This window comes from Bacillus sp. AFS073361 (genome assembly GCF_002567005.1).
Classification (GTDB): Bacteria; Bacillota; Bacilli; order Bacillales; family Cytobacillaceae; genus Neobacillus.
The window spans coordinates 189,361-210,059 of record NZ_NUZU01000004.1; the positions used below are offsets into that span (position 1 = coordinate 189,361).

Annotated in this window: 24 protein-coding genes; 6 read left to right on the plus strand and 18 right to left on the minus strand. The window is 44.5% G+C overall.

Annotated elements, in window-relative coordinates:
- Positions 1 to 62: 62 nt before the first annotated feature.
- From sigB to COJ96_RS02915, 3 genes are read right to left on the minus strand one after another with little or no spacing between them, the layout of a single operon-like run.
- Positions 63 to 857, minus strand: coding sequence for an RNA polymerase sigma factor SigB (gene sigB, locus COJ96_RS02905; RefSeq protein WP_098571499.1), 795 nt, complete (start codon positions 855 to 857; stop codon positions 63 to 65).
- Positions 823 to 1,305, minus strand: a complete 483-nt coding sequence (rsbW, locus tag COJ96_RS02910; protein ID WP_098571500.1) for an anti-sigma B factor RsbW — start codon at positions 1,303 to 1,305, stop codon at positions 823 to 825. Before rsbW ends, sigB begins: the two co-directional genes overlap by 35 nt.
- Positions 1,302 to 1,634, minus strand: a complete 333-nt coding sequence (locus COJ96_RS02915) for an anti-sigma factor antagonist (RefSeq protein WP_098571501.1) — start codon at positions 1,632 to 1,634, stop codon at positions 1,302 to 1,304. Before COJ96_RS02915 ends, rsbW begins: the two co-directional genes overlap by 4 nt.
- Before the next feature lie 263 nt (positions 1,635 to 1,897).
- Here COJ96_RS02915 and COJ96_RS28420 point away from each other — a divergent pair, with 263 nt between their 5' ends.
- The gene (locus COJ96_RS28420; protein WP_180229968.1) at positions 1,898 to 2,065 is read left to right on the plus strand and encodes a hypothetical protein; all 168 of its coding nucleotides are present in this window, start codon (positions 1,898 to 1,900) and stop codon (positions 2,063 to 2,065) included.
- 80 nt (positions 2,066 to 2,145) lie between these two features.
- Here COJ96_RS28420 and COJ96_RS02920 read toward each other — a convergent pair whose 3' ends face one another.
- Positions 2,146 to 3,075 carry a magnesium transporter CorA family protein gene (locus COJ96_RS02920; RefSeq protein ID WP_098571502.1) on the minus strand — a complete coding sequence of 310 codons (930 nt, stop codon included), beginning with the start codon at positions 3,073 to 3,075 and terminating at the stop codon, positions 2,146 to 2,148.
- A 159-nt stretch (positions 3,076 to 3,234) separates the two neighbouring features.
- On the opposite strand from COJ96_RS02920, the gene COJ96_RS02925 reads away from it, so the two are divergent.
- Both COJ96_RS02925 and COJ96_RS02930 read left to right on the plus strand, forming a co-directional pair.
- Entirely contained in the window at positions 3,235 to 3,507 is a 273-nt protein-coding gene (locus COJ96_RS02925; protein WP_098571503.1) for a hypothetical protein, read from the plus strand.
- Positions 3,508 to 3,562: 55 nt separating this feature from the next.
- Positions 3,563 to 4,288 carry a TrkA C-terminal domain-containing protein gene (locus COJ96_RS02930; protein WP_098571504.1) on the plus strand — a complete coding sequence of 242 codons (726 nt, stop codon included), beginning with the start codon at positions 3,563 to 3,565 and terminating at the stop codon, positions 4,286 to 4,288.
- A 210-nt stretch (positions 4,289 to 4,498) separates the two neighbouring features.
- On the opposite strand, the gene COJ96_RS02935 is transcribed toward COJ96_RS02930, so the two are convergent.
- Together COJ96_RS02935 and COJ96_RS02940 are read right to left on the minus strand one after the other, a co-directional pair.
- Entirely contained in the window at positions 4,499 to 5,794 is a 1,296-nt protein-coding gene (locus COJ96_RS02935; RefSeq protein WP_098571505.1) for a hemolysin family protein, read from the minus strand.
- A gap of 68 nt (positions 5,795 to 5,862) precedes the next feature.
- The gene (locus COJ96_RS02940) at positions 5,863 to 7,368 is read right to left on the minus strand and encodes a mechanosensitive ion channel (protein ID WP_142332955.1); all 1,506 of its coding nucleotides are present in this window, start codon (positions 7,366 to 7,368) and stop codon (positions 5,863 to 5,865) included.
- Between the two features lie 240 nt (positions 7,369 to 7,608).
- On the opposite strand from COJ96_RS02940, the gene COJ96_RS02945 reads away from it, so the two are divergent.
- From COJ96_RS02945 to COJ96_RS02955, 3 genes are read left to right on the plus strand one after another with little or no spacing between them, the layout of a single operon-like run.
- Complete coding sequence (locus COJ96_RS02945) at positions 7,609 to 7,914, plus strand: hypothetical protein (protein WP_098571506.1); 306 nt, start codon at positions 7,609 to 7,611, stop codon at positions 7,912 to 7,914.
- 19 nt (positions 7,915 to 7,933) lie between these two features.
- Positions 7,934 to 8,104, plus strand: coding sequence for a CsbD family protein (locus COJ96_RS02950; RefSeq protein ID WP_098571507.1), 171 nt, complete (start codon positions 7,934 to 7,936; stop codon positions 8,102 to 8,104).
- Positions 8,105 to 8,141: 37 nt separating this feature from the next.
- Positions 8,142 to 8,702, plus strand: coding sequence for a general stress protein (locus COJ96_RS02955; RefSeq protein ID WP_098571508.1), 561 nt, complete (start codon positions 8,142 to 8,144; stop codon positions 8,700 to 8,702).
- 330 nt (positions 8,703 to 9,032) lie between these two features.
- Here the strand turns inward: COJ96_RS02955 and nuoN are convergent, their stop codons facing one another.
- The 12 genes from nuoN to COJ96_RS03015 all read right to left on the minus strand — a co-directional run bounded on the left by nuoN (position 9,033) and on the right by COJ96_RS03015 (position 20,688).
- Positions 9,033 to 10,547 (minus strand): NADH-quinone oxidoreductase subunit NuoN, encoded by a 1,515-nt coding sequence (gene nuoN, locus COJ96_RS02960; protein WP_098571509.1) that lies wholly within the window; start codon positions 10,545 to 10,547, stop codon positions 9,033 to 9,035.
- A gap of 6 nt (positions 10,548 to 10,553) precedes the next feature.
- Entirely contained in the window at positions 10,554 to 12,062 is a 1,509-nt protein-coding gene (locus tag COJ96_RS02965) for an NADH-quinone oxidoreductase subunit M (protein WP_098571510.1), read from the minus strand.
- Entirely contained in the window at positions 12,059 to 13,930 is a 1,872-nt protein-coding gene (nuoL, locus tag COJ96_RS02970) for an NADH-quinone oxidoreductase subunit L (protein ID WP_098571511.1), read from the minus strand. Before nuoL ends, COJ96_RS02965 begins: the two co-directional genes overlap by 4 nt.
- A gap of 69 nt (positions 13,931 to 13,999) precedes the next feature.
- Positions 14,000 to 14,314 carry an NADH-quinone oxidoreductase subunit NuoK gene (gene nuoK, locus COJ96_RS02975; RefSeq protein WP_026568243.1) on the minus strand — a complete coding sequence of 105 codons (315 nt, stop codon included), beginning with the start codon at positions 14,312 to 14,314 and terminating at the stop codon, positions 14,000 to 14,002.
- The gene (locus COJ96_RS02980; RefSeq protein ID WP_098571512.1) at positions 14,311 to 14,829 is read right to left on the minus strand and encodes an NADH-quinone oxidoreductase subunit J; all 519 of its coding nucleotides are present in this window, start codon (positions 14,827 to 14,829) and stop codon (positions 14,311 to 14,313) included. The genes nuoK and COJ96_RS02980 overlap by 4 nt, the downstream gene beginning before the upstream one ends.
- Positions 14,826 to 15,245 carry an NADH-quinone oxidoreductase subunit NuoI gene (gene nuoI, locus COJ96_RS02985; protein WP_098571513.1) on the minus strand — a complete coding sequence of 140 codons (420 nt, stop codon included), beginning with the start codon at positions 15,243 to 15,245 and terminating at the stop codon, positions 14,826 to 14,828. Before nuoI ends, COJ96_RS02980 begins: the two co-directional genes overlap by 4 nt.
- Positions 15,246 to 15,360: 115 nt before the next feature.
- Positions 15,361 to 16,365 carry an NADH-quinone oxidoreductase subunit NuoH gene (gene nuoH / locus COJ96_RS02990; RefSeq protein WP_098571514.1) on the minus strand — a complete coding sequence of 335 codons (1,005 nt, stop codon included), beginning with the start codon at positions 16,363 to 16,365 and terminating at the stop codon, positions 15,361 to 15,363.
- Positions 16,365 to 17,465 (minus strand): NADH-quinone oxidoreductase subunit D, encoded by a 1,101-nt coding sequence (locus COJ96_RS02995; RefSeq protein WP_098571515.1) that lies wholly within the window; start codon positions 17,463 to 17,465, stop codon positions 16,365 to 16,367. The genes nuoH and COJ96_RS02995 overlap by 1 nt, the downstream gene beginning before the upstream one ends.
- 3 nt (positions 17,466 to 17,468) lie before the next feature.
- On the minus strand, positions 17,469 to 18,791 hold the full coding sequence (locus tag COJ96_RS03000) for an NADH-quinone oxidoreductase subunit C (RefSeq protein ID WP_098571516.1): 1,323 nt from the start codon (positions 18,789 to 18,791) through the stop codon (positions 17,469 to 17,471).
- Between the two features lie 3 nt (positions 18,792 to 18,794).
- Positions 18,795 to 19,307, minus strand: coding sequence for a NuoB/complex I 20 kDa subunit family protein (locus COJ96_RS03005; protein ID WP_088090195.1), 513 nt, complete (start codon positions 19,305 to 19,307; stop codon positions 18,795 to 18,797).
- Positions 19,298 to 19,672 (minus strand): NADH-quinone oxidoreductase subunit A, encoded by a 375-nt coding sequence (locus tag COJ96_RS03010; RefSeq protein WP_098571517.1) that lies wholly within the window; start codon positions 19,670 to 19,672, stop codon positions 19,298 to 19,300. Before COJ96_RS03010 ends, COJ96_RS03005 begins: the two co-directional genes overlap by 10 nt.
- A 611-nt stretch (positions 19,673 to 20,283) precedes the next feature.
- Positions 20,284 to 20,688, minus strand: coding sequence for a F0F1 ATP synthase subunit epsilon (locus tag COJ96_RS03015; protein WP_098571518.1), 405 nt, complete (start codon positions 20,686 to 20,688; stop codon positions 20,284 to 20,286).
- Between the last annotated feature and the right edge of the window lie 11 nt (positions 20,689 to 20,699).

A 20,699-nucleotide genomic window follows, 5' to 3' on the forward strand; every position in this document is an offset into this window, starting at 1 on the left:
TTCATTTACCTGGTGCCTGACACCAGTTATCTACTTTGCGGTGTCAGGCACCAGGTATCCTATCAAGCATCGTTGACTCCTTGATAGGCGTCACACAAGAGTGCCTTTCGTAACTTCTCGATCGCCTTTTTTTGTAGACGGGACACATGCATCTGCGAAATCCCCAAAAGCTCTCCGGTCTCCCTTTGACTTTTATTTGCTACAAACGTGAATTGGATAATTTCCTTTTCTCGCTCTGATAGAACATGCATCGCACTCTCGAGCAGGAGCTTTTGGTCGACCTTTTCGAAGCCCTCATCGTCGGATCCGACAATGTCCAGGGTCGTCGACGTGCTCCCATCCGATCCCGTTTCAATCGTTTGATCAACAGACGCTGTTTGATAACTTTTCCCCATCTCCATCGCTTCCAATACTTCCTCTTCGGAGATCTCTAAATAATCCGCGATTTCCTCGACCTTCGGTGAACGCTGATATTGATTGGTCAGCTCGTCTGCCACCGTTCTAATCTTTGGCCATAAATCTTTGATCCGTCTCGGTACCTGGACACTCCATGTTTTATCCCTGAGAAACCGTTTAATTTCCCCAATAACGGTTGGAATTAAATACGACTCGAAGGGATTTCCCATGCCTGGGTCAAATCTTCTGATTGCCGCCAACAACCCAATCATCCCTACTTGCACAAGGTCCTCATGAAACGATTTCCCTTTTGAATATTTTCGCGCAAGACTTGCGACAAGGGCCGTGTAATGTTCGACTAAGATGGTTTGCGAATGCGAGCTCTCGTTCTGCTGAAACTCGACGATTAGGGCGTCAATCTCTTCCCTAGTTCGTTTCTTGGGTTGAGATGGTTGTGTCATGATTTTCACGCTCCCCACTTAGATACTTCACCATGAAAACCGTCACCCCGGAATGATTCGCAACACTCACTTCATCCATCAGCGTTTCAATTAAATATAGCCCTAACCCTCCCTCTGCCAGCTGCTCCACTGTACTTGCTTCCGTGTAGGGGCCTAATTCATTTTTCTTCTGGGTAAAATTAAAGCTCTTTCCACTATCAGATACCATCGTTTCTAACTTGTCCTCATAAATGCCAAACCCGATAATCACCTCTCCGCCTTCGTCTTTGGGATAGGCGTGATGGACAGCATTCGTACAAGCTTCACTTACCGCAATCTTAAGATCTTCAATTTCCTCATATGTAAAACCCATCCGGCTGGCAATTCCCGATAATGTCAATCGAATCACGCCCACATACTCCGGCTTGGCAGGAATTTTCATCTCGATATAATCCATCACTTGGCTCATCGTCTCCCCTCCTCAGTCGTAGCAGAAATGTTCATGACCTTACTTAGGCCAGTAATTTCAAACAGCCGCTTTAGTCGATCCGATAATTGAATCAGCTTTAATTCGCCGCCCTTTTCCTTCAGCTGTTTGAATAAACCTACAAACACCCCCAGACCGGTACTATCTAAATAGGACACATCCTGTAGATTAACGGTAATCGACTTATTTCCCTCTTCTGCCAGCGCCAATAATTCCTCTCTAAGTTTTGGTGCCGTGTACGCATCAATTTCCCCCGCCACAAGCACTAAGATTTCCTCATCACGTTGTTGTTTATCTATGGTTATATTCATTCTCATCATCACCCCTGAAAGATTTATAGTGTATATACCCTTATTTTCAAAGTCTAAACCTTTCTTTATAAAAAAATTCTATTAAACTAAGCTGTTTTTGGTGGTGTCAGGCACCATGTGAAGAATTCACATGGTGCCTGACACCAGTTCTAGTCCCAATATTATACCAAAATATTCAAATTAGACGAATCGACCTATCTACCTGTTAGGTTTCATTTTTTAAATAATGGGGTATGACAGGATTACAAAGGAGAGGTGTTCACATGGAGACTAAAAAAAGAGAATTAAAGGAGAAAGTCGAGAAGTCCAACAATAGTTCGATGGCACAGAATCTAGAGGAAATAAAGAAGCTCGGCAAGGAAATGGAGGAGGAGAAAACCGGTACGGAGCTGAAGAAGGAAGAAAAGCAAACACCCGATCCGCAGCAATAGCGGCTCAAAGACGTAACGGCCCTTTCACAGGGTCGTTATTTTTATGAAAAAAACGGGCTGCCCATGGGCAAGCCGAATCATTACTTAAAATAGGAATCTTTCTTTTTTCCTTTTAACAGATCGCCTGTCCATCCTTTAAACTTTAAATAGCCATAGAGCAGGAGTGTCGAGATCACGATAAAAATGGCCGAAAGAAGATAGCCGTACCGCCATTCGAGTTCAGGCATCTGCTTGAAATTCATTCCCCATAAAGCCCCAAATGCCATAATCGGGGTAAACAGGATCGTGATCACTGTTAAGGTTTTCATAATTTCATTGCCGCGATGGGAAGAAATGACCTCTTCTAAATTGATAATCGAATCCAGCTCATGCTCGTACTCGTTGAGCAGGGCGGTCATTCGTTCAATCCGTTTAACAAGAAGCGTAAAAATCTCCTCTCTGCTGACTTCATTCAGTTTCACTTCCTCAATTCCTATTTTTAACTCGTTAATCGGAATCAATAGACTCTTCCAGACCAGCAGCTCATGCCTTCGCATATAAATTTCTTCAAGAATGCTCGTTCCATTCCGCTTTCGGATACTCCAGATCAGTGTTTTCAGCGCTTCTTCGAATTGATCGATTTCAACTAACATTTCATGCATCAGTTCGCCTAGGAGCATAAAAAATCCATCCACCGCGTTTTCAGCTTTCTTTATTTGCTTAAAAAGCGGCTCAGGACGGATATGTTTTAAGTTGGAAAAATTAAGATCGACCGTAATCAGCTGCTCCTCTGTTACATAATAATGGAAAATTTTGTAGTCCCCTTCCTCTTCAAAATTTTGCTTATAAATAAGCGAACCCGTCACCACTTTTTCCCCTGAATCAAGAAGCTTTATCCTTAAGGAATTAGTTTTATTCTTGCGCACTTGATTCAGCCATTCGTTACATCCAGAACGATTTTGTTCGAAAATTGGTTGGATGTGCTCATCCTCATCTTTTTTAACCTGATACCATTTCCAATCGATAGCCATCGGATCTCCTTTCACAAATGTTTTCTACCTATATCCCCCAATCCGGAACTAATGAAACTTCGGAAATATGGTTTGAGAGAAACAGAAGCGGGTATTACAACTAGAAATAGAACTTTTTTAAAAGTCCTATTTTAAGAGAAACTAATAGGAGGTTTTAATATGAAACGTATGGTACCTGTTACATCGATTATTGTCGCTGCTGGAATGGGAGCTTCGGCCGCAATGTGGCTATCATCTAAACCGAACCGATTAAAAGCGGAAAGTGTACTGAGAGACTGGAAACGAAAGATTAAACCTACTCCGTTTGATAAAAGTGAAGAACTCCCGATAGAAAAAGGAGGACATCCACACCCGCGTGATTTAGAGGATAATAACATGGTCAGTGAAGGGGCCATGTATTCCGTTCAATTTTATAATGAGAAGATGCAGTGATAAAACAGTTGGGGCAGGTGACTACCCCAACTAATTTTTTGAGGTGGCTGGTTGGATGAATTTACTTTTTTTACTCGTCTATTTCATCATCATTACAGCGGTTATCGAAATTTACGTTGTTTTATTTCGATTAACGGGGCTCAATTTAAAGGTGTCAAGGTTTCAGGTAATTTCGTTAATGACCGGCACGGGCTTTACAACGGAGGAATCGGAGCTTATTTTAGGCCACCCGATTCGCCGGAAACTCGCTACATTCCTGATCTTGTTTGGGGCCTTCTCCCTTGCCGTCATTATTTCAACAATCAGTAATTTCCTTTCGGACGACCTACGGATGATTCATATTTTTTACATTGCAGGCGGCGTCATGCTTGTTTTTGGCGTATTAAAACTCGCCTGCATTCAAAACCTGTTATCAAAATTATTTCATAGAGAGATGAAGCAGCAGATGGAACTCGGCGATTTGCCGATTCGGGACGTGTTTTTAACGGAAAAGAACGATTTTCTGCTCAATCTGCATATCTATACCGACTCTTTGCTTGTCTATAAAACAATTAACCAGCTGTTTAATGACCAAGAGCGGCCAGAGTTTATCGTGCTTTTTATTAAAAGAGGTCAATCGAAAATACGGTGCAATATCTACAACGAAAAATTACAGGAAGGGGATCAGCTGCTTTTATATGGAGATAAAGAGGCCATAAACAAGCTCTTTCAACATGATATTCGAATCATGAAGAAAAAGCTGAAGAATCAGCAACCACCGACTGCATTTACTGGCGGATGATGGTCAGTTACTGGCGGATGGCGGTCGATTACTGGCTCATGGCCGCCGTTTACTGGCGGAGCGGCCAGTTTCTGGCGCATAACCACCGTTTACTGGCGCATAGCCGCCACTTACTGGCGGATAGCACAAATTTACTGGCGCATAACCACTTTTTACTGGCGAAGTAGCCAAAACCACTAAAAAAGCCTCGAGTCTCGAGGCTTCTTCACGTTAAATCTTTTTCACTTCCACATTCAAAATATGATACCCCTTACTGGCAATGGCCTGGAACACGTACCCTTCTGATTCCACTTTACTGCCGATTGGCGCATTAGAGTTTTGCGTCAGGTACCAGCCGCCGATGGTATCAATACCCGGGTCGGCTAGGTTGACCCCTAGTAAATCGTTCACGTCCTCAAGTAATAATTTCCCATCAACAACATAATGGTTCTCCTTGATCTTTTGAATCTCGGCCACTTCATCGGCATCGAACTCATCACGCACTTCGCCAACGATTTCCTCAATAATGTCCTCCACCGTAACCAAACCCGAAGTCCCGCCGAATTCATCCATAAGAATGGCCATATGCGTCCGTTCAATTTGCATTTTCACCAGTAAATCATGTATGGGAGTAGTTTCCATCACATGTATCACGGGACTGATAAAGGAACTTACCTGCAACTCATCCAGATTATCAGTATGCAACATAAACGACGTTAACAGTGATTTCACGTTAATAATGCCGATTATGTGATCCTTATCCCCATCCATAACCGGATAGCGGGTAAAATTTTCATCCCTCACCCTTTTTAAGAACTCATCCACCGTCGCGTCCATCGGCAGGCTGCTTATCTCGGGCCGCGGCACCATAATTTCCTTTGCCACTCTCTCATCAAATTCAAAAATATTGTTCACATAGCGTAATTCATTCTGATTGATCTCACCACTTTTATAGCTTTCTGACAAGAGAATTCGCAGCTCTTCTTCCGAATGAGCTCCTTCGTGTTCCGATGAATGCTTTACGCCAAACATCCCCGTTAGCAGCCGGGCTGAACCATTTAAGAGCCAAATAAACGGAAACATGATTTTGTTAAACCCGATAATTGGTACAGCGAAGAAAAGCGTAATCGCCTCAGCTTTTTGAATCGCTACCGTTTTCGGTGCCAATTCCCCTGCCACTACATGGAAAAAGGTAACCAACACAAAGGCCAAACTAACCGATAAAATATGTGTCACGGATTGATTGAGGTCTAGTGCCGCTAGGAATGGGTGCAATAGTTTTTCTACGGTCGGTTCACCTAACCAACCCAGGCCCAGCGCGGTCACGGTTATCCCAAGTTGGCAGGCAGATAAATATTCATCCAGGTGGGTGACCACCCTTTTCGCCGAAACAGCCCCTTTCTTCCCTTCCGCAATTAACTGATCTATTCTCGATGGACGGACTTTAACCATCGCAAATTCGACCGCAACGAAAAATCCGGTTAGTGCGATTAATACCGCAATTAAGAGTAAATGGATGATCGTCAAGAGAAGCTTCACTCCCTCTCTTTTTTTAAAAAATAACAATCCGAAAAGTTTCGGATTGTTATCATCTTTTATTCGATTATTTTCTTGTCTAACTTATTATCTAACTTATCAAGATATTTGCTGGCGAATTCCTTTCCTCCGAGACCAAATGCCAGTCCAAATGCTAAGGCTGCTCCCCCTAAGACGAGAATAAAGGCAGCATTAACAATCGAATGGGCAACTCCAAGCTGGTCTAATGCCATAAAGACGGTGATCGCGAAGACCGCATATTTCCCTACAGCGGCTAGTGTCCGGGAGTAGCTGTTCTTTAACACATTTTGTAAAATACGCTCGACTAAGTGACCTACATACAAACCAATTCCTAAAATCACAAGTGCAGCCAGTAACATCGGTAAATAGGCAATCACGCCTGTTGCTAGAGTGACTAAGAACTCTAGGTGAACAATTTGTAATGCTTCCACTGTAAATAATAGGACAATTACAATTTTTGCAATCATACCAACGATTTGTGAAAGATTATACTTGGATTGCTCTGGATTTAACGACCCAATCCCCATATGGTGAAAGATGTTGTTAAATCGTAATCGCCACAGCATTTGCGACACCAATTTTTCAACCCATCTACCAAGCCATAAGCCCGCTAAGATTAAGATGACAGCGACGGCGATGTTTGGAATGAGCGCGAGCACATGATGAAGCATCGAAATGGCTGGGTCAGAAATTCCTTTTAGATCAAGCTTTTCTAGCGCTGTAATAATCGTAGGAATTAAGATTAAGATAAACGCAATGTTCCCAATCATACTCGAAAGACTGGTTCCCTCTCCTGCCGTGTTTAGACCGAAACGTTGACCAAGCCGCTCCGTACCGACGCTGCTTAAAAAGTTTGTTAGAATATCGCGGACCATTTTTGCAATCAGCCAGCCGACAAACACAATCAGGGCCGCAGCAAATAACTTAGGGATAAAGGTTAGCAAGGTTGATAGGGTGTTAGCGAAAGGTTCTGATACGCCTTCTATTTGCAGTGCATCCAATACCCCCGGTAAAAATAGTAAGAACACAAAGTAGAAAAGCACTTTGCCGATACTGTTAACCTTACGTACGGCCTCCGCTTCATTAGTTGCCATCTTCCATTTTACTAAGAGACGTTCTCCATGAATCATGGCTGTCCCTTTTTTAAACAAGAGGCGCAGCAGCGAGGCAACTCCCCATGCAAGCAATAAAATCAGGGCCGCTTTTAGAACATTAGGAACCGCGGCCGTAATCGTCGATAACATTTCCACAAGAGGTGTGGCAATGAAGCTTAAGTTCAGCATATTGAAAAAGATAATCCAGACAAACACGAGTAAAATATAATACACGATTTTTCCGATTATCACTTCAGATGAGTATTTACTCTTTCCTAGGTTGGAAAACAGCCGGTCATCAAAGCTCGTTTTCTTTAAAAGGGACTCTACACCTTTTCCAATAAACTTTGCGATGAGCCAGCCAACCAATAATACCAATAGAGCAAACAGCAAGGTTGGCAGCTGTTGAAAATATGAGTACCAGCCATTCATCATGTGATCCATCTCCATCCTATCAAACTCCTTTTCGTGATTTTTCAGTTTTTCTATAGGATATATAACCTGTATTTTTGAATCGAAACCTAGTTTTTAAAAATAATATTTTTTCAAAAAAAGCATTTAATAGTAGGAACACAACGGAAGGCCCTCTTAGGAAAAAATGAGGTTTCAAGTCCTTATCAGCGGGAATATAACCAATATGCAAGGCAGACTTGCACTTCTAAACAGTTCAATTAGAAGGAGGAGCTACCAATGCAAATGAATTGGAAGAAACGATTACTAGTTGGCGGATTGGCTGTATCGCTGACATTCGGCGGGTTAGCTGGATGTGGCGATGGGGTCGACCAGGATAACGGGATCAGTGATGGACAACAAAAAGATGCAGTAGACACTGATACGAAAAAGGAAGCCAACGCAACAATGGACGATGCAAAGCAGAATATTGAAGAAGCAGTGAATAATGTGGAGGAAAAATTAAAAGAGGACGGTGTTGGTGATGGAGTAGATCAAGATAATGGCGTTAGCGATGGCGAAAAGAAAGATGAATTAGATAACTAATATTAGGAGGCTAAATAATATGAATAAAGATAAATTTTCAGGCAGTATTGACCAAGTGAAAGGTGAAGCGAAAGAGCAATGGGGCCGCTTAACAGATGATGATTCAAAGGTGGTAGAAGGAAAAGTCGATAAAGCCAAAGGTAAAGTAAAAGAAGGCGTAGGCGAAGTGAAAGATAAACTATCAAAATAGCATTTATCCAACCTATTAAATTAGAGGAGGAGAAAAAATGGACAAGCATGGGAAGAATATTGTAGGTGTGTATCAATCGGAACAAGAGGCGATTGCCGCCATAGAGGACCTGATAAAATGGGGATACGATAAGTCGGAAATCAGTGTAATCGGTAAGGATCATAATCATTTGGATACCATCACAGAAGAAACAGGCACTGCTGTTGAAGATACGGCTGCGACTGGCGCGCTAACAGGTGGTGCAATCGGTGGTGCAACCGGATTATTAGCAGGACTTGGCGCTCTGGCCATCCCAGGTATTGGCCCGATTGTCGCCGCAGGTCCTATCGCGTCAAGCATCTTGGGTGCTATAACAGGAGCTGGTGTAGGCGGACTAGCAGGCGCACTCATCGGCCTTGGAATTCCAGACGATGACGCCAAATATTATCAAGAGTCGGTTGAAGAAGGAAAAATTCTCGTCCTGGTTAATAAACGAGATCACTCTGATAAGGATATGGTGCAAGAGGCTCCAATAGATGTGGAACCAACACCTGATAAAGAAGAATCACGATATGACACCATTCGAGATCGAAATCCAGCCTTGAATACCAAGTTCTAATACACAAGCTGCAGCAACGATTATGTTGTTTGCAGCTTTTTGGCATTAGTGGGTACTGCAATCTAGGGTTTTCCAATTTATATCCAGCAAATGTCGTAAGTTTCGCAAAATGTGTCATAAGTGTCCAGAAATAGGTTATTAGTTCTCAAAATGATGTAATAAGTCTCCCAAAATATGTGATAAATTCTCAAAATGATGTAATAAGCACCTTTTAAAAGCCAATAAAAAAAGGAGAGGCTCCCCCAGCCTCTCCTTTTTCATGTATGAATACCCCTTTAATTTAACAGGATGCTTCCCCCAAAGCATCCTGCTTTTCCGACCGCACCTAACCTAACTGAAAAAGTCCGATAGGTTATTCAGGTTATTTTGCATAAAGTCTAACGCAAAATTCGGCATTACACCAAATAATATGGAACCGACAACTGCAACCACCAACACGATTAAAATCCCCGCTGGAATCTTAAACTTGCTGTCGTCACTCGCCGGACGGAAAAACATTTGTGTCATCACACCAAAGTAATAGAAGTACGAAACCACCGTCGTCGCAATCATCACTGAAGCGAGCACATAATGTGGTGTCTGACCAGCAAATGCGCCGATAAAAATGTTTAATTTTCCAATGAACCCGGCTGTGCCCGGGAAACCTGCCAGCGATACAAGCAAGATCCCCATAACGACCGCAAGCACAGGTGAACGGCGGTACAAGCCAGCAAAATCAGCAATCTTCGCTGAACCTGATTTTTCGGTAACGACCTGGATGATGGCAAACGCACCCATGTTCATGAGTAAGTAAGCGAGCAGATAAAACCAAATCGAGTAAAAGATGTTCGAGTTCAGTGTAGTTAGTGCCACGAGAATGTAACCGGCATGTGCGATACTAGAATACGCAAACATCCGTTTAATGTTCGACTGCTTCAATGCCACGACGTTCCCGATAATCATCGTTACTCCAGCGATCAAGGCCAAGTAATCCTGCATTTGAATCAGGATTGGCTTTTCTGGACCTTCGACCGATGCAGCGGCGAGAAAGACGGTTAATAAAATCCGAAGTACAATCACAAAACCAGCTGTTTTTGAAACAACACTTAGAAATGCCGTCACCGGTGTTGGCGCACCCTGGTAGACGTCAGGTGCCCACATATGGAATGGAGCTGCCCCCAATTTAAACGCTAACCCCACAAGTACCATTAAAAATGCCAATGTTAACAGGTAAGCCTGTTGGCCATCTGACACCTGCGTCAAGGTAGTGGCAATCTTCACTAAGTTGGTTGAGCCGGTTAATCCATAGATATAGCTCATCCCAAACAACGTGATCGCTGTGGAAATTCCGCCATTGATGACGTATTTCATCGCAGATTCGTTCGACTCTAAATGATACTTGCGTATCCCCGCTAAAATATAAGAAGAAACAGTTAACAATTCCAAGCCGATGAACAGCGTAATTAAATCGCCGCTCGATGTCATAATCATGCCGCCGAGCAAGGCAGATAAGAACAAATAATAAAACTCGCCGCGATATTCCTCTAAACCATCCTTCGCTGGGTAGCTGACGGCCAAAAGCATTACCAGACCTGCCCCTACTAGCAGTAATAATTTAAAGCCCATCGCAAAACTATCTAAGCGGAACGAATCGTCCAAAATCGACCTCACAGGTCCGCCCACTAAACTAAGCACGGACACGGTTGCAGCGATAATCGCAACAATTCCGATCCAGCCGAGAACTCTTCGGTCTTGATTTTTCGGCATAAATAAATCTAAAAGTGTAAGAAGTGCGGATACACCAAGGATGATGAACTCTGGTGTCATGGCACTCCAATGAAATTGCTGCAAGGTATCAAGACTCATCCTTCATCACCCTCCTATCCCTAGCATGATGGTTTCAAGTGTAGTTTTTAATGGCGCGCTTAGGACACTTGGGTAAACACCAATTACTACGATTAACAGCATAAGTACCAGCACAGGCACGAATTCGACGCCTTTCAAATCAAGGATGCCTGTAAATTCACGGTGCGCCTTGCCGTATGTGATTCCTAAAACCGCGCGAAGCAAGTAAGCCGCCGTCATAATAATGCCGAGCGTACCTACCGCTGCAATCACCGGCATTTCTTTGAATAGACCGAGGAAGGCCATAAACTCACTGATAAATCCAGACATCCCTGGCAAGCCAAGCGACGCCATCCCGCCAGCCAACAAGAAGCCAGCTGCAATCGGCATGCCCTTCGCCATTCCGCCGAGATTTTCGATAAGTGACGTATCGGTGCGTTCGTACAGGACGCCGACCAAGAAGAATAACAGCGCGGAAATCAATCCGTGCGAAATCACTTGGAAAATCGCCCCTTGAATCCCGGCCTCATTCATGGCAGCCAGTCCGATTAGCACAATTCCCATATGGGAAATCGATGAATAAGCTAAAACCATTTTAAAATCTGTTTGAATGAACGCTAGATACGCCCCGTAGAGAAGATTAATCACTCCTAGGATGGCAATCAGCGTCGCAAGAGTCCCGAATTGCCCGGGAAAAATGCCCATTCCAAAACGAATTAATCCGTACGCACCTATTTTCAAAAGAATCCCTGAGTGAATCATAACCACGGATGGCGGTGCTTGAACGTGGACTTTTAACATCCAGCTGTGTAATGGGAATATCGGCAATTTGACGCCAAACGCTAGCAAGAAGCCAATGAATAAGCCCATTTTCAGATCGCTAGAAAGCGGTGCTTTTGGATTCGCCATTAATTCGGTTAAATAGTTAATATTGGTTGATCCTGTTTTTGCAAAAAGAATCATAATCACAATTAATAGAATCGCAGAACCTAGTCCATTATAAATTAAGAAACTGTAGGCTGCTTTTTCTTTTTCAAAATAACCCCATTTTCCGATTAAGAAGAAGGTCGGAATGAGCGTGATTTCAAAGAAGATGAAGAACAGAATTAAGTTTTCGGCCGTAAACACGCCAAGCATTCCTATCTCTAGGAGCAGGAACAGCATAAAATAGCCCTTCCATTCTTTCTTCACAAACTTTGCTGCGGCAATCGCCGATAGCGTCGCAACTACCGCTGTCAGGACAACGAGCAGAAGCTGAAAACCGCTTAAGCCAAGTTCATAGTAAACGGAAAAATATGGTTCAGGTGCATTGATCCCATGGAATTGGATCCATTTGGCTGTAACCGCAAAGTCGGCTAGATCCTTACCAAATTGAAAATGAAGGTAAGCAGCCAGGGCAAGCAGCAAGGCCGGCAAGGTCCCTAGAAAGCCGACCGCTTTGATTGGTTTTTCTGCCGTTTTCGGCATAAACGCTAAAAGCACGATACCTAGTAAAGGGGAGAATACTAGGAGTGAAAGAACAGATGTTAAATTCATCGTAAGTACCCCCCTGTTAATGCAAAGATGACGACGAGAACCGCGAGTCCGACAAAGGCCACCGCACCGTACGTTTGAACCTGTCCGGATTGCAGTTTCGACCCTGCGGCGCCAAGTCCTTGAACAATTCCGACCACGCCTTTGACGAGTCCTTCAACAAGGAACACATCAATGAAACGTAAGAAGTAGCTGACACCTTTTGTGAATGCCACCACTGTCAGTTGATAAAACTCGTCAACGTAATACTTGTTTAATAAAATCGTATGCAGCGTATCGCCCGATCCGCTTAACCAGTCGCGGGCGATGGAACGTTTGTTGTACATCAAGTAGGCAAGGAAAATTCCTGCTAGGGAAACGACCGTTGCAGCAATCATAATCCAAGCCGGTCCTTCCACGTGGCCTTGGTGTGCCAACGCTTCGTTGCCATCAACGAGCCAATCGCCAAGGAATGTTCCGAACCACGGTGTATTGACATAACCAGCGATTATGGCTAGAACGCCAAGAACGACCATTGGTAAGGTCATATTGGATGGCGATTCATGGACATGCTGTTGGTTGCCGCGTGCTTTACCCGTAAAGACTAGGAAGAACAAGCGGAACATATAGAATGCCGTCATGAAGGCCGCCGCAAGGGCTAAGAAAAAGAGAACAGGATGTCCGCTTTCCCAGGCCGCTACTAAAATTTCATCTTTTGAGAAGAATCCGGAAAGCCCTGGGACACCGCTGATTGCCAGTGTTCCAATTAGGAATAGCGGTCCAGTAAGCTTGAGCTTTTTCCAAAGTCCGCCCATTTCTTCGATGTTCTGAGTATGTACCGCGTGAATGACAGAACCAGCTGCCAAGAACAGAAGCGCCTTGAAGAAGGCATGTGTCATCAAGTGGAATACCCCCGCCACATAGCCCGCAGATCCTAGGGCCAGCATCATGTAGCCAAGCTGTGAAACCGTTGAATACGCGAGTACCCGTTTGATATCGGTTTGTACAAGACCAATGCTTGCGGCGAAAATTGCCGTAAATGCACCGATCACAGCGATCGTAAGGAGCGCTGTATGGCTCGCCTCAAACAATGGAAATAGTGCCGCAACCAAGTAAACCCCAGCCGCAACCATCGTCGCCGCGTGGATTAACGCCGACACTGGCGTCGGACCTTCCATCGCATCCGGAAGCCACGTGTGGAGCGGGAACTGACCTGACTTACCAACCGCTCCAATGAAAATTAGGATCGCGGTTAAGGTAATCATGGTGCCTGACACCGCACCGGCATCAACCGCCGCGAAAATTTCACTATATTCAAAGCTTTTGGTTTCCCAGAATAGCAGAATCATGCCGATAAATAAGCCCACATCCCCGATCCGGGTCATGATGAATGCCTTTTTAGCCGCAGCTTTGGCTTCGTCTTTGTAAAAATAAAAACCGATTAATAGGAAGGAACCGACACCGACAAGTTCCCAGAAAATGTAGGTTTGCAGCAGATTAGGCGATATAACTAGGCCAAGCATCGCAAACGTAAATAATCCTAAATAGGCATAGAATACCGGAAACCGCTCGTCTCCTTGCATATAACCTTTGGAGTAGGTATGTACCAAGAAACTTACGAGCGATACGATAAACAGCATTAATGCATTTAATTGATTCACTTCAAAGCCCGCTGTTAGATGCATATCTCCTATCGTGAGCCAGTCGAATTTCGTGACATAGGTCGGCTCTTTGAAGCGCTCGAATAAAACCAAAATCGAGTAGACAAGTGATGCCAGCGTGAGAAGAATCCCCACATAGGCACTTGCTTCCTTCAGTCGCTTCCCGAAAAGAAGAAGGATCAAAAACGATAATAGCGGGAAAAGCGGTATGAGCCATGCATTCTCCATCATTATCACTATCCCCTTTCGAATGATACAAACATCACCATTCGAATTTTGTTGAAAGACAATTTCTTGTGTCTAGTTTTTCATTGTGTCCATCTCATCGATGTTGACGGTTTTTCTAGCGCGGTAGAGCGAGATTAAGATCGCTAGACCAACGGCTGCTTCGGCCGCTGCCACACTGATGGCGAACAGAGCGAAGATTTGGCCCGTGATCGACGGCGCCATTCCATATTTGCTGAAGGTGACGAGATTAATATTCACGGCATTCAGCATCAATTCAATCGAAATCAAGACAATAACGGTATTTCTTTTTGTCAGTGCACCGTATAAGCCGATGCAAAATAAGATTAAAGCTAGTGCCAGGAAGGCTGAAGCGGGAACGGAACTCATTTATCATCCGCCTCCTTCTTCTCGTTTTTCGCTAAGATAATCGAACCAACTAGGGCGACTAATAGTAAAACAGACGTTAACTCAAATGGAATGATGTATTTTGAGTAAAGTGCTTTACCAATTTGCATCGTGTTATTTTCATGCAAAGTGGTCGGAACCTGTTCGATATTGAAATCGTAAATCCCAAGATAAACGGCAAACGCAAAGCCGACAATCCCTAAGAAAACAAGGATTTTTCTCCATTTGCCTGTTTTCGGTTCATGCTCATCATTATGCTTCGTTAACATGATTCCAAATAGCATAATGATTGTAATGGCACCGGAATAGATTAAGATTTGCACTGCGGCCACAAATTCAGCGGACAGGACTACGTAAATACCAGCGATTGCTACAAAGGTGAAAATCAGTGAAACGACCATATGCACAACCTTGGTAAGGTTTAAAAGCAGCACACCGCCGATAATGGCAACAAGTGCAAGCCCCATAAATGCGAGGAATTCCCCCGAAATGGTCATGGTTTATTCACCTGCCGCATGTTTTCGTCGTTTTCATCTAACCATTCTAGGTTTTTAAATAACATGTCACGGCTGTATTCAGCGAGCTCGAAGTTATTGGTCATGATGATTGCTTCTGTCGGGCACACCTCCGTACATAGGTCACAAAGGATGCAAATTTCAAAGTTGATATCATAGGTATCAATGATTTTCCCTTTTTTTGCAGGGTCCGGATGCTTTTTACCCGTTAAATTAATACAATCCGTCGGGCAGATATTCATGCACTGATTACACACAATACACTTCTCCGGATAAAACTTTTGAATCCCGCGGAACCGGTCTGGCAGTGGAATCGGCTTATTTGGATAATCATAAGTAACCTTTTCGCGCGTCAAGTTCTTAAGGGTATATTTCAAGCCTTTTGCTAATCCAAGCACGTTTTTCACCCCTTTTACATTTTAAAGATTGTTATTGGTGTCAGGCACCATTTATGGTGTTGCCATCATTTCTACTGTCTACACCTTGCTTGGTGTCAGGCACCAGTATAGCCCATTAAAAGAATAGTGACTTAATTAATGCAGTTAAGAATATATTCGCTAGTGCGATTGGCAGGAGGACTTTCCAGCCGAATTCCATGAGTTTGTCGGCGCGGAAACGCGGTAAGGTGGCCCGCAGCCAAATATAAACAAAGACAACGACGCTGAATTTAACCGCGAACCAGACTGCACCTGGGATAAAGTCCAAGAAACCAAATGGCGCCAGCCAGCCGCCAAGGAAGACGACGGTAATCAAGGCAGACATTGCGAATAAATACACATATTCTGCGAGCATAAAGAAGGCCCAGCGGAATCCAGTATACTCGACGTGGTATCCAGCAACAAGCTCGTTTTCCGATTCCGGCAAGTCAAATGGTGTCCGGTTTAACTCGGCAATCGAGGCGATGAAAAAGATAATAAAGCCGATTGGCTGTAAGAGTATAAACCAGCCATGCTTTTGTGCTTCGACCATATCATTTAGATTTAAGCTTCCTGTTAAAAGGATGACACCTAGTACCGACATAACTAACGGGATTTCGTAGGAAATCATCTGAGCTGATGCACGCATGCCTCCTAAGAGAGCGTACTTGTTATTCGAGGCCCAGCCGCCAAGCAGCATGCCGAAGGTGGTTAATCCGCTCACTGCGATATAGTAAAGTAATCCAACACCGATATCAGCGAACTGAAAGGCATCCGTGAACGGCATCGTGGCCAGCACCATAAACGAAGGTGCGAAGGCAATGACCGGCGCAATGATAAATAATGGTTTATCAGCTGCTTTCGGAATGATGTCCTCTTTTAGTAACAGCTTAAGAACGTCAGCAACGGTTTGCAAGAGTCCCCATTTACCGCCGACCTGGTTTGGACCATGACGCAGCTGCATGTAACCCAAGACTTTCCGCTCTGCTAAAATTCCGTAGGTAACGAATCCTAATACAATTAAAAGCAAGACAGCGCCGAGTAAAAAGAAAATTCCAAAGTTAGCCCAACCCGGACTTGACTGGAGCAATTCTTCTATCATTAGCCGTCAACCTCCCCAAGGACAATATCCACTGCCCCTAAAATAGCGATCATGTTTGCAATATTTTCACCCTTTAATAGTTTCGGGAGAATTTGCAGGTTATAGAAGGACGGTCTTCTAAACTTTAAGCGGTACGGCTCTTTTTTACCGTCGCTATAAATATAGCAGCCAATCTCTCCGCGCGGTGATTCAATTCGGACAAATGCCTCTCCCTTAGGTGCCTTTATGATTTTCGGCACTTTCGCTAAAATTGGTCCTTCGGCTGGGAATTGTTCCACTGCCTGTTCAAGGATATTCAAGGATTGTTCAATCTCAGCCAGGCGCAAATGGTAGCGGGCCAAGCAATCGCCTTCTTCTGAAGTTGGCACATCAAATTCAAAACGATTATAGACAGAATAGGGTTCATCTTTACGGAGATCCCATTTCACGCCGGTACTGCGAAGATTCGGTCCGCTCAAGGAATACTGGAGCGCCTCTTCCTTCGTGTACTTCCCAATTCCCTTTACCCGGTCAAGGAAGATTTCATTGCCGGACACCAGTTCGTGATAGCCTTTCAGCTGTCCGCGCAGGTAAGGAACAAAGCTGCCTACTTTTTCAATCCAGCCTTCAGGTGCATCCCACTTCACACCGCCAACGCGCATATAGTTGAAGGTCAAACGTGCCCCTGATAATTCATTCAGCATATTGATAATCATTTCACGGTCACGGAAGGCATAAATGAACGGGCTGGTTGCACCAAGGTCGAGGATATAAGTTCCCCAGGCAACAAGGTGGCTGGCAATCCGGTTCAATTCCATCGCAATCACGCGCAAGAAATCAGCTCGCTCAGGCACTTCAATCCCCATCATCGTTTCGACGGCATGACAGATGACATAGTTATTGGTCATGGAGGACAAATAGTCCATCCGGTCTGTATATGGAATAATCTGCGTATATTGCAGATCTTCAGCTAATTTTTCTGTCCCACGGTGTAAGTAACCGATGACAGGCGTTGCTTCGGTAATAATTTCCCCATCAATTTTAACGACGAGACGGAACACTCCGTGCGTACTTGGATGCTGAGGACCGACGTTTAATATCATTTCTTCTGTTCTGATCATTGGTTACACCTCCACGTCGTACGGCTCGTAATCTTTGCGCAGTGGATGGCCAACCCAATCTTCGCCAAGCAGGATACGACGTAAGTCCGGATGTCCTGGAAACTTAATTCCAAGTAAATCATAGGCTTCGCACTCAGGCCATTCTGCCCCGGCCCAAAGCGGCTGCAAGGACTCGATTGTTGGTTCGCTGCGGTCAATCTTCACTTTAAAAGCAACCGATTGACGATTTTTGTATGAGTATAAGTGAACATATACTTCCATATGTGTCACAAAGTCTGTCCCATGAAGTTCTGATAAATAATCAAACCCTAACTGCTCATTGTACTTTAAAAATTGAGCTACTTTGAAATAGGTATCAGGCTTCACCACAAGGGTGGGAACATCCTTAGAAAGTTTATTAATATAAGAATCTTCTAAAACATCTGCACCTAGGTGCTCAGTTATGACCCTCACATACTTGTCTAGGTATGGCTGGTTTGGTGATGGCTGCTCTGCAGCTGCTGGTGCTGCCGTGTCATCCGTTTTTCCTGCACCTGCGGCTTTTGCCTTGGCTGCTGCCGCTGCTTTCGCCTTCGCTTTTGCGGCCGCGATCGCTTTTGCTTTCTCGTCATCGACACCCGCTGCGTCTGCTCCAGCTCCGCCAGCTTTAGCTTTGGCCGCCGCCGCTGCCTTTGCCTTGGCTGCCGCTGCTGCTTTCGCCTTGGCCGCTGCTGCCGCTTTCGCCTTGGCATCGTCACCAGCTGGAGAATCGGTTTCTTCGGCTGGGGCTCCACCGGCAAGTTCCATCGCTTTTTTCTTTGCCGCCGCCGCGGCCTTCGCTTTCGCTACCGCTGCTGCCTTTTTCTTCGCAAGATCGTCGCCATCTTCTGCTGCTGGTTCCGCTGGCGCCGCTTCTTCGGCTGGAGTTTCTCCACCGGCAAGCTCCATCGCTTTACGCTTCGCCGCGGCCGCAGCCTTCGCTTTCGCCACCGCTGCCGCCTTTTTCTTCGCGAGGTCATCGCTATCGTCCGCTGCTGGTTCTGATGGTTCTGCTGGCGTGGTATCTTCCGCTGGAGCTGAAGTGCCGCCTTGCTCCATCGCCTTCCGTTTCGCTGCGGCCGCCGCCTTCGCCTTCGCAACAGCCTCGGCCTTTTTCTTCGCAAGATCATCTGCGTCATTTGCTGGAGCTGGAGCTTCAGCTTTAACTGGTTCGGCCGGCTTTTCTTCCTGCTTTGGAGCTGGTGCCGCTTCCCCAGCATCCTTCGCTGCTCGTTTTGCTGCCGCTGCTGCCTTGGCCTTCGCAACCGCTTCCTTCTTTAACTGTTCCAGATCTTTTTCCCCACTCATTGGTTAGATCACCTTCTTCCCAGTCTTCGCTTCATAGCGAATCTTTTCCTTTAATTTATTGATTCCATAAATTAAAGCGGCTGGGTTTGGAGGGCATCCAGGTATGTATACATCGACAGGAACGATTTGATCGACTCCCTTAACGACTGAATAAGATTTTACATACGGCCCACCTGCTGTTGCACAAGAACCCATCGCAATGACCCATTTTGGCTCGGGCATTTGATCATATAATCGCCGTAAAATTGGCGCCATCTTCTTTGTCACGGTGCCCGACACAATCATACAATCCGACTGACGCGGCGACGTCCGGAAAAACGAACCTGAACGGTCCAAATCATAGTTTGCTCCACCCACACCCATCATTTCAATCGCACAACAAGCCAGACCAAATGTCACTGGGTAGATCGAACTGCTCCGGGCCCAAGCTTTAATTTGCTCTAGCGTTGTCATAAATACATTTCGCTGTAACTCTGCCATTTCTTGTTGTGAAATGCCATCTAGTTTTAATTCCATCGTAGCACCTTCTTTTTCCAGGCATATACAAGGCCAATTAATAACATAATAACAAAAATTAACATCTCGATTAGCGCAAAAATCCCTAATCTATCATAGGCCACCGCCCAAGGATATAAAAACACCGTTTCTACATCAAAAATAACAAACATTAGGGCAAAAATATAATAGCGGACATTGAACTGTACACGGGAATCGTGAAATGGATCAATACCGCTCTCATATGTGGTATACTTCGCCTCACTCGGTTTATGAGGACGCAGAAGCTTACCTAAATATAACGCCACCACAGGCAGCAGCACCCCAAGACACAGAAATGCAAAAACAATCAGATAATTATTCTGATATACATTTAGAAGTTCCATGTCTATCCCCTCCAATGTTGTAAATTTTCATACTAGTAAATATTGTAACCGAATTCATTATAGCATTGTTACAAACCCATGTCGACAAGCCGCCTTCATAAAAATTGGGATTCTATCCGCCGCGAAATTCCCGGTTGAAAGGCTCTTAAGTGGTCGCTGCCAAAAGAGACCTTCAAGCGGGAATTTTGCAAGTGCAGTTTGAGCAGAAGATAACGTGCCAACTAGAAGTCCCCAGTCAAACACCTAATAAATTCGACAACAACCTCTATTTAACAACAAAATGTGAACAATGTCAGTGAGATTTGTCATAAAGCGTATATCTCATCTCTCTTTTTCAAATATCCCTTTTATTCTTCTAAAAAAGCAATTTTTCTAAAACAAATAACATGTCCCTCTACCATCATATTCACAAGCTCCCATTTCATGCAAATAATCCAATATCGAGCACCAGTCCAGCTGAACAAGACGGTCAATGGACTATTCAAATTTCCGGGAAATACCTTTTAAAATCCCTATTTTTAGAAAGATTCCCCAGAATACATCACAACCAAAAAAACCCCTCCAGCAACAATTTCGGAAAAATTGCCGCCAAAGGGGTTTTATCTATACTACTATCTTCTTTCCGATACGGCGAGGCGATTGATGGCACGCTGTAAAGCAAGCTCCGCACGTCTGAAATCGGTATGCTCAGCTTGATGATCTCTCATACGCTGTTCTGCACGTTCCTTCGCTTTTACGGCACGTTCCACATCAATTTCAGAAGCAAGTTCCGCTGATTGAGCCAAAATCGTCACTTGATCAGGACGGACCTCTAAAAATCCACCACTGATCGCAACATAATCCGTTTTACCGCCTTTTTTAAGACGAACAGAAGTAATCTCCAGCGGGGCAACCAACGGCATGTGACCAGGGGAAATCCCTAAATCACCACTTGTTGCCTTGGTACTTACCATTTCTACATCTGATTCATACACCGGGCCATCGGGAGTAACAATACTGACTTTAATCGTCTTCATTTTTTACCCTC

Excerpts from the sequence above, each read along its gene's own strand:
- sigB (WP_098571499.1), bottom strand. The coding sequence starts at position 857 with ATGACACAACCATCTCAACCCAAGAAACGAACTAGGGAAGAGATTGAC.
- rsbW (WP_098571500.1), bottom strand. The coding sequence starts at position 1,305 with ATGAGCCAAGTGATGGATTATATCGAGATGAAAATTCCTGCCAAGCCG.
- COJ96_RS02915 (WP_098571501.1), bottom strand. The coding sequence starts at position 1,634 with ATGAATATAACCATAGATAAACAACAACGTGATGAGGAAATCTTAGTG.
- COJ96_RS28420 (WP_180229968.1), top strand. The coding sequence starts at position 1,898 with ATGGAGACTAAAAAAAGAGAATTAAAGGAGAAAGTCGAGAAGTCCAAC.
- COJ96_RS02920 (WP_098571502.1), bottom strand. The coding sequence starts at position 3,075 with ATGGCTATCGATTGGAAATGGTATCAGGTTAAAAAAGATGAGGATGAG.
- COJ96_RS02925 (WP_098571503.1), top strand. The coding sequence starts at position 3,235 with ATGAAACGTATGGTACCTGTTACATCGATTATTGTCGCTGCTGGAATG.
- COJ96_RS02930 (WP_098571504.1), top strand. The coding sequence starts at position 3,563 with ATGAATTTACTTTTTTTACTCGTCTATTTCATCATCATTACAGCGGTT.
- COJ96_RS02940 (WP_142332955.1), bottom strand. The coding sequence starts at position 7,368 with ATGGAGATGGATCACATGATGAATGGCTGGTACTCATATTTTCAACAG.
- COJ96_RS02945 (WP_098571506.1), top strand. The coding sequence starts at position 7,609 with ATGCAAATGAATTGGAAGAAACGATTACTAGTTGGCGGATTGGCTGTA.
- COJ96_RS02950 (WP_098571507.1), top strand. The coding sequence starts at position 7,934 with ATGAATAAAGATAAATTTTCAGGCAGTATTGACCAAGTGAAAGGTGAA.
- COJ96_RS02955 (WP_098571508.1), top strand. The coding sequence starts at position 8,142 with ATGGACAAGCATGGGAAGAATATTGTAGGTGTGTATCAATCGGAACAA.
- nuoN (WP_098571509.1), bottom strand. The coding sequence starts at position 10,547 with ATGAGTCTTGATACCTTGCAGCAATTTCATTGGAGTGCCATGACACCA.
- COJ96_RS02965 (WP_098571510.1), bottom strand. The coding sequence starts at position 12,062 with ATGAATTTAACATCTGTTCTTTCACTCCTAGTATTCTCCCCTTTACTA.
- nuoL (WP_098571511.1), bottom strand. The coding sequence starts at position 13,930 with ATGATGGAGAATGCATGGCTCATACCGCTTTTCCCGCTATTATCGTTT.
- nuoK (WP_026568243.1), bottom strand. The coding sequence starts at position 14,314 with ATGAGTTCCGTTCCCGCTTCAGCCTTCCTGGCACTAGCTTTAATCTTA.
- COJ96_RS02980 (WP_098571512.1), bottom strand. The coding sequence starts at position 14,829 with ATGACCATTTCGGGGGAATTCCTCGCATTTATGGGGCTTGCACTTGTT.
- nuoH (WP_098571514.1), bottom strand. The coding sequence starts at position 16,365 with ATGATAGAAGAATTGCTCCAGTCAAGTCCGGGTTGGGCTAACTTTGGA.
- COJ96_RS02995 (WP_098571515.1), bottom strand. The coding sequence starts at position 17,465 with ATGATCAGAACAGAAGAAATGATATTAAACGTCGGTCCTCAGCATCCA.
- COJ96_RS03000 (WP_098571516.1), bottom strand. The coding sequence starts at position 18,791 with ATGAGTGGGGAAAAAGATCTGGAACAGTTAAAGAAGGAAGCGGTTGCG.
- COJ96_RS03005 (WP_088090195.1), bottom strand. The coding sequence starts at position 19,307 with ATGGAATTAAAACTAGATGGCATTTCACAACAAGAAATGGCAGAGTTA.
- COJ96_RS03010 (WP_098571517.1), bottom strand. The coding sequence starts at position 19,672 with ATGGAACTTCTAAATGTATATCAGAATAATTATCTGATTGTTTTTGCA.
- COJ96_RS03015 (WP_098571518.1), bottom strand. The coding sequence starts at position 20,688 with ATGAAGACGATTAAAGTCAGTATTGTTACTCCCGATGGCCCGGTGTAT.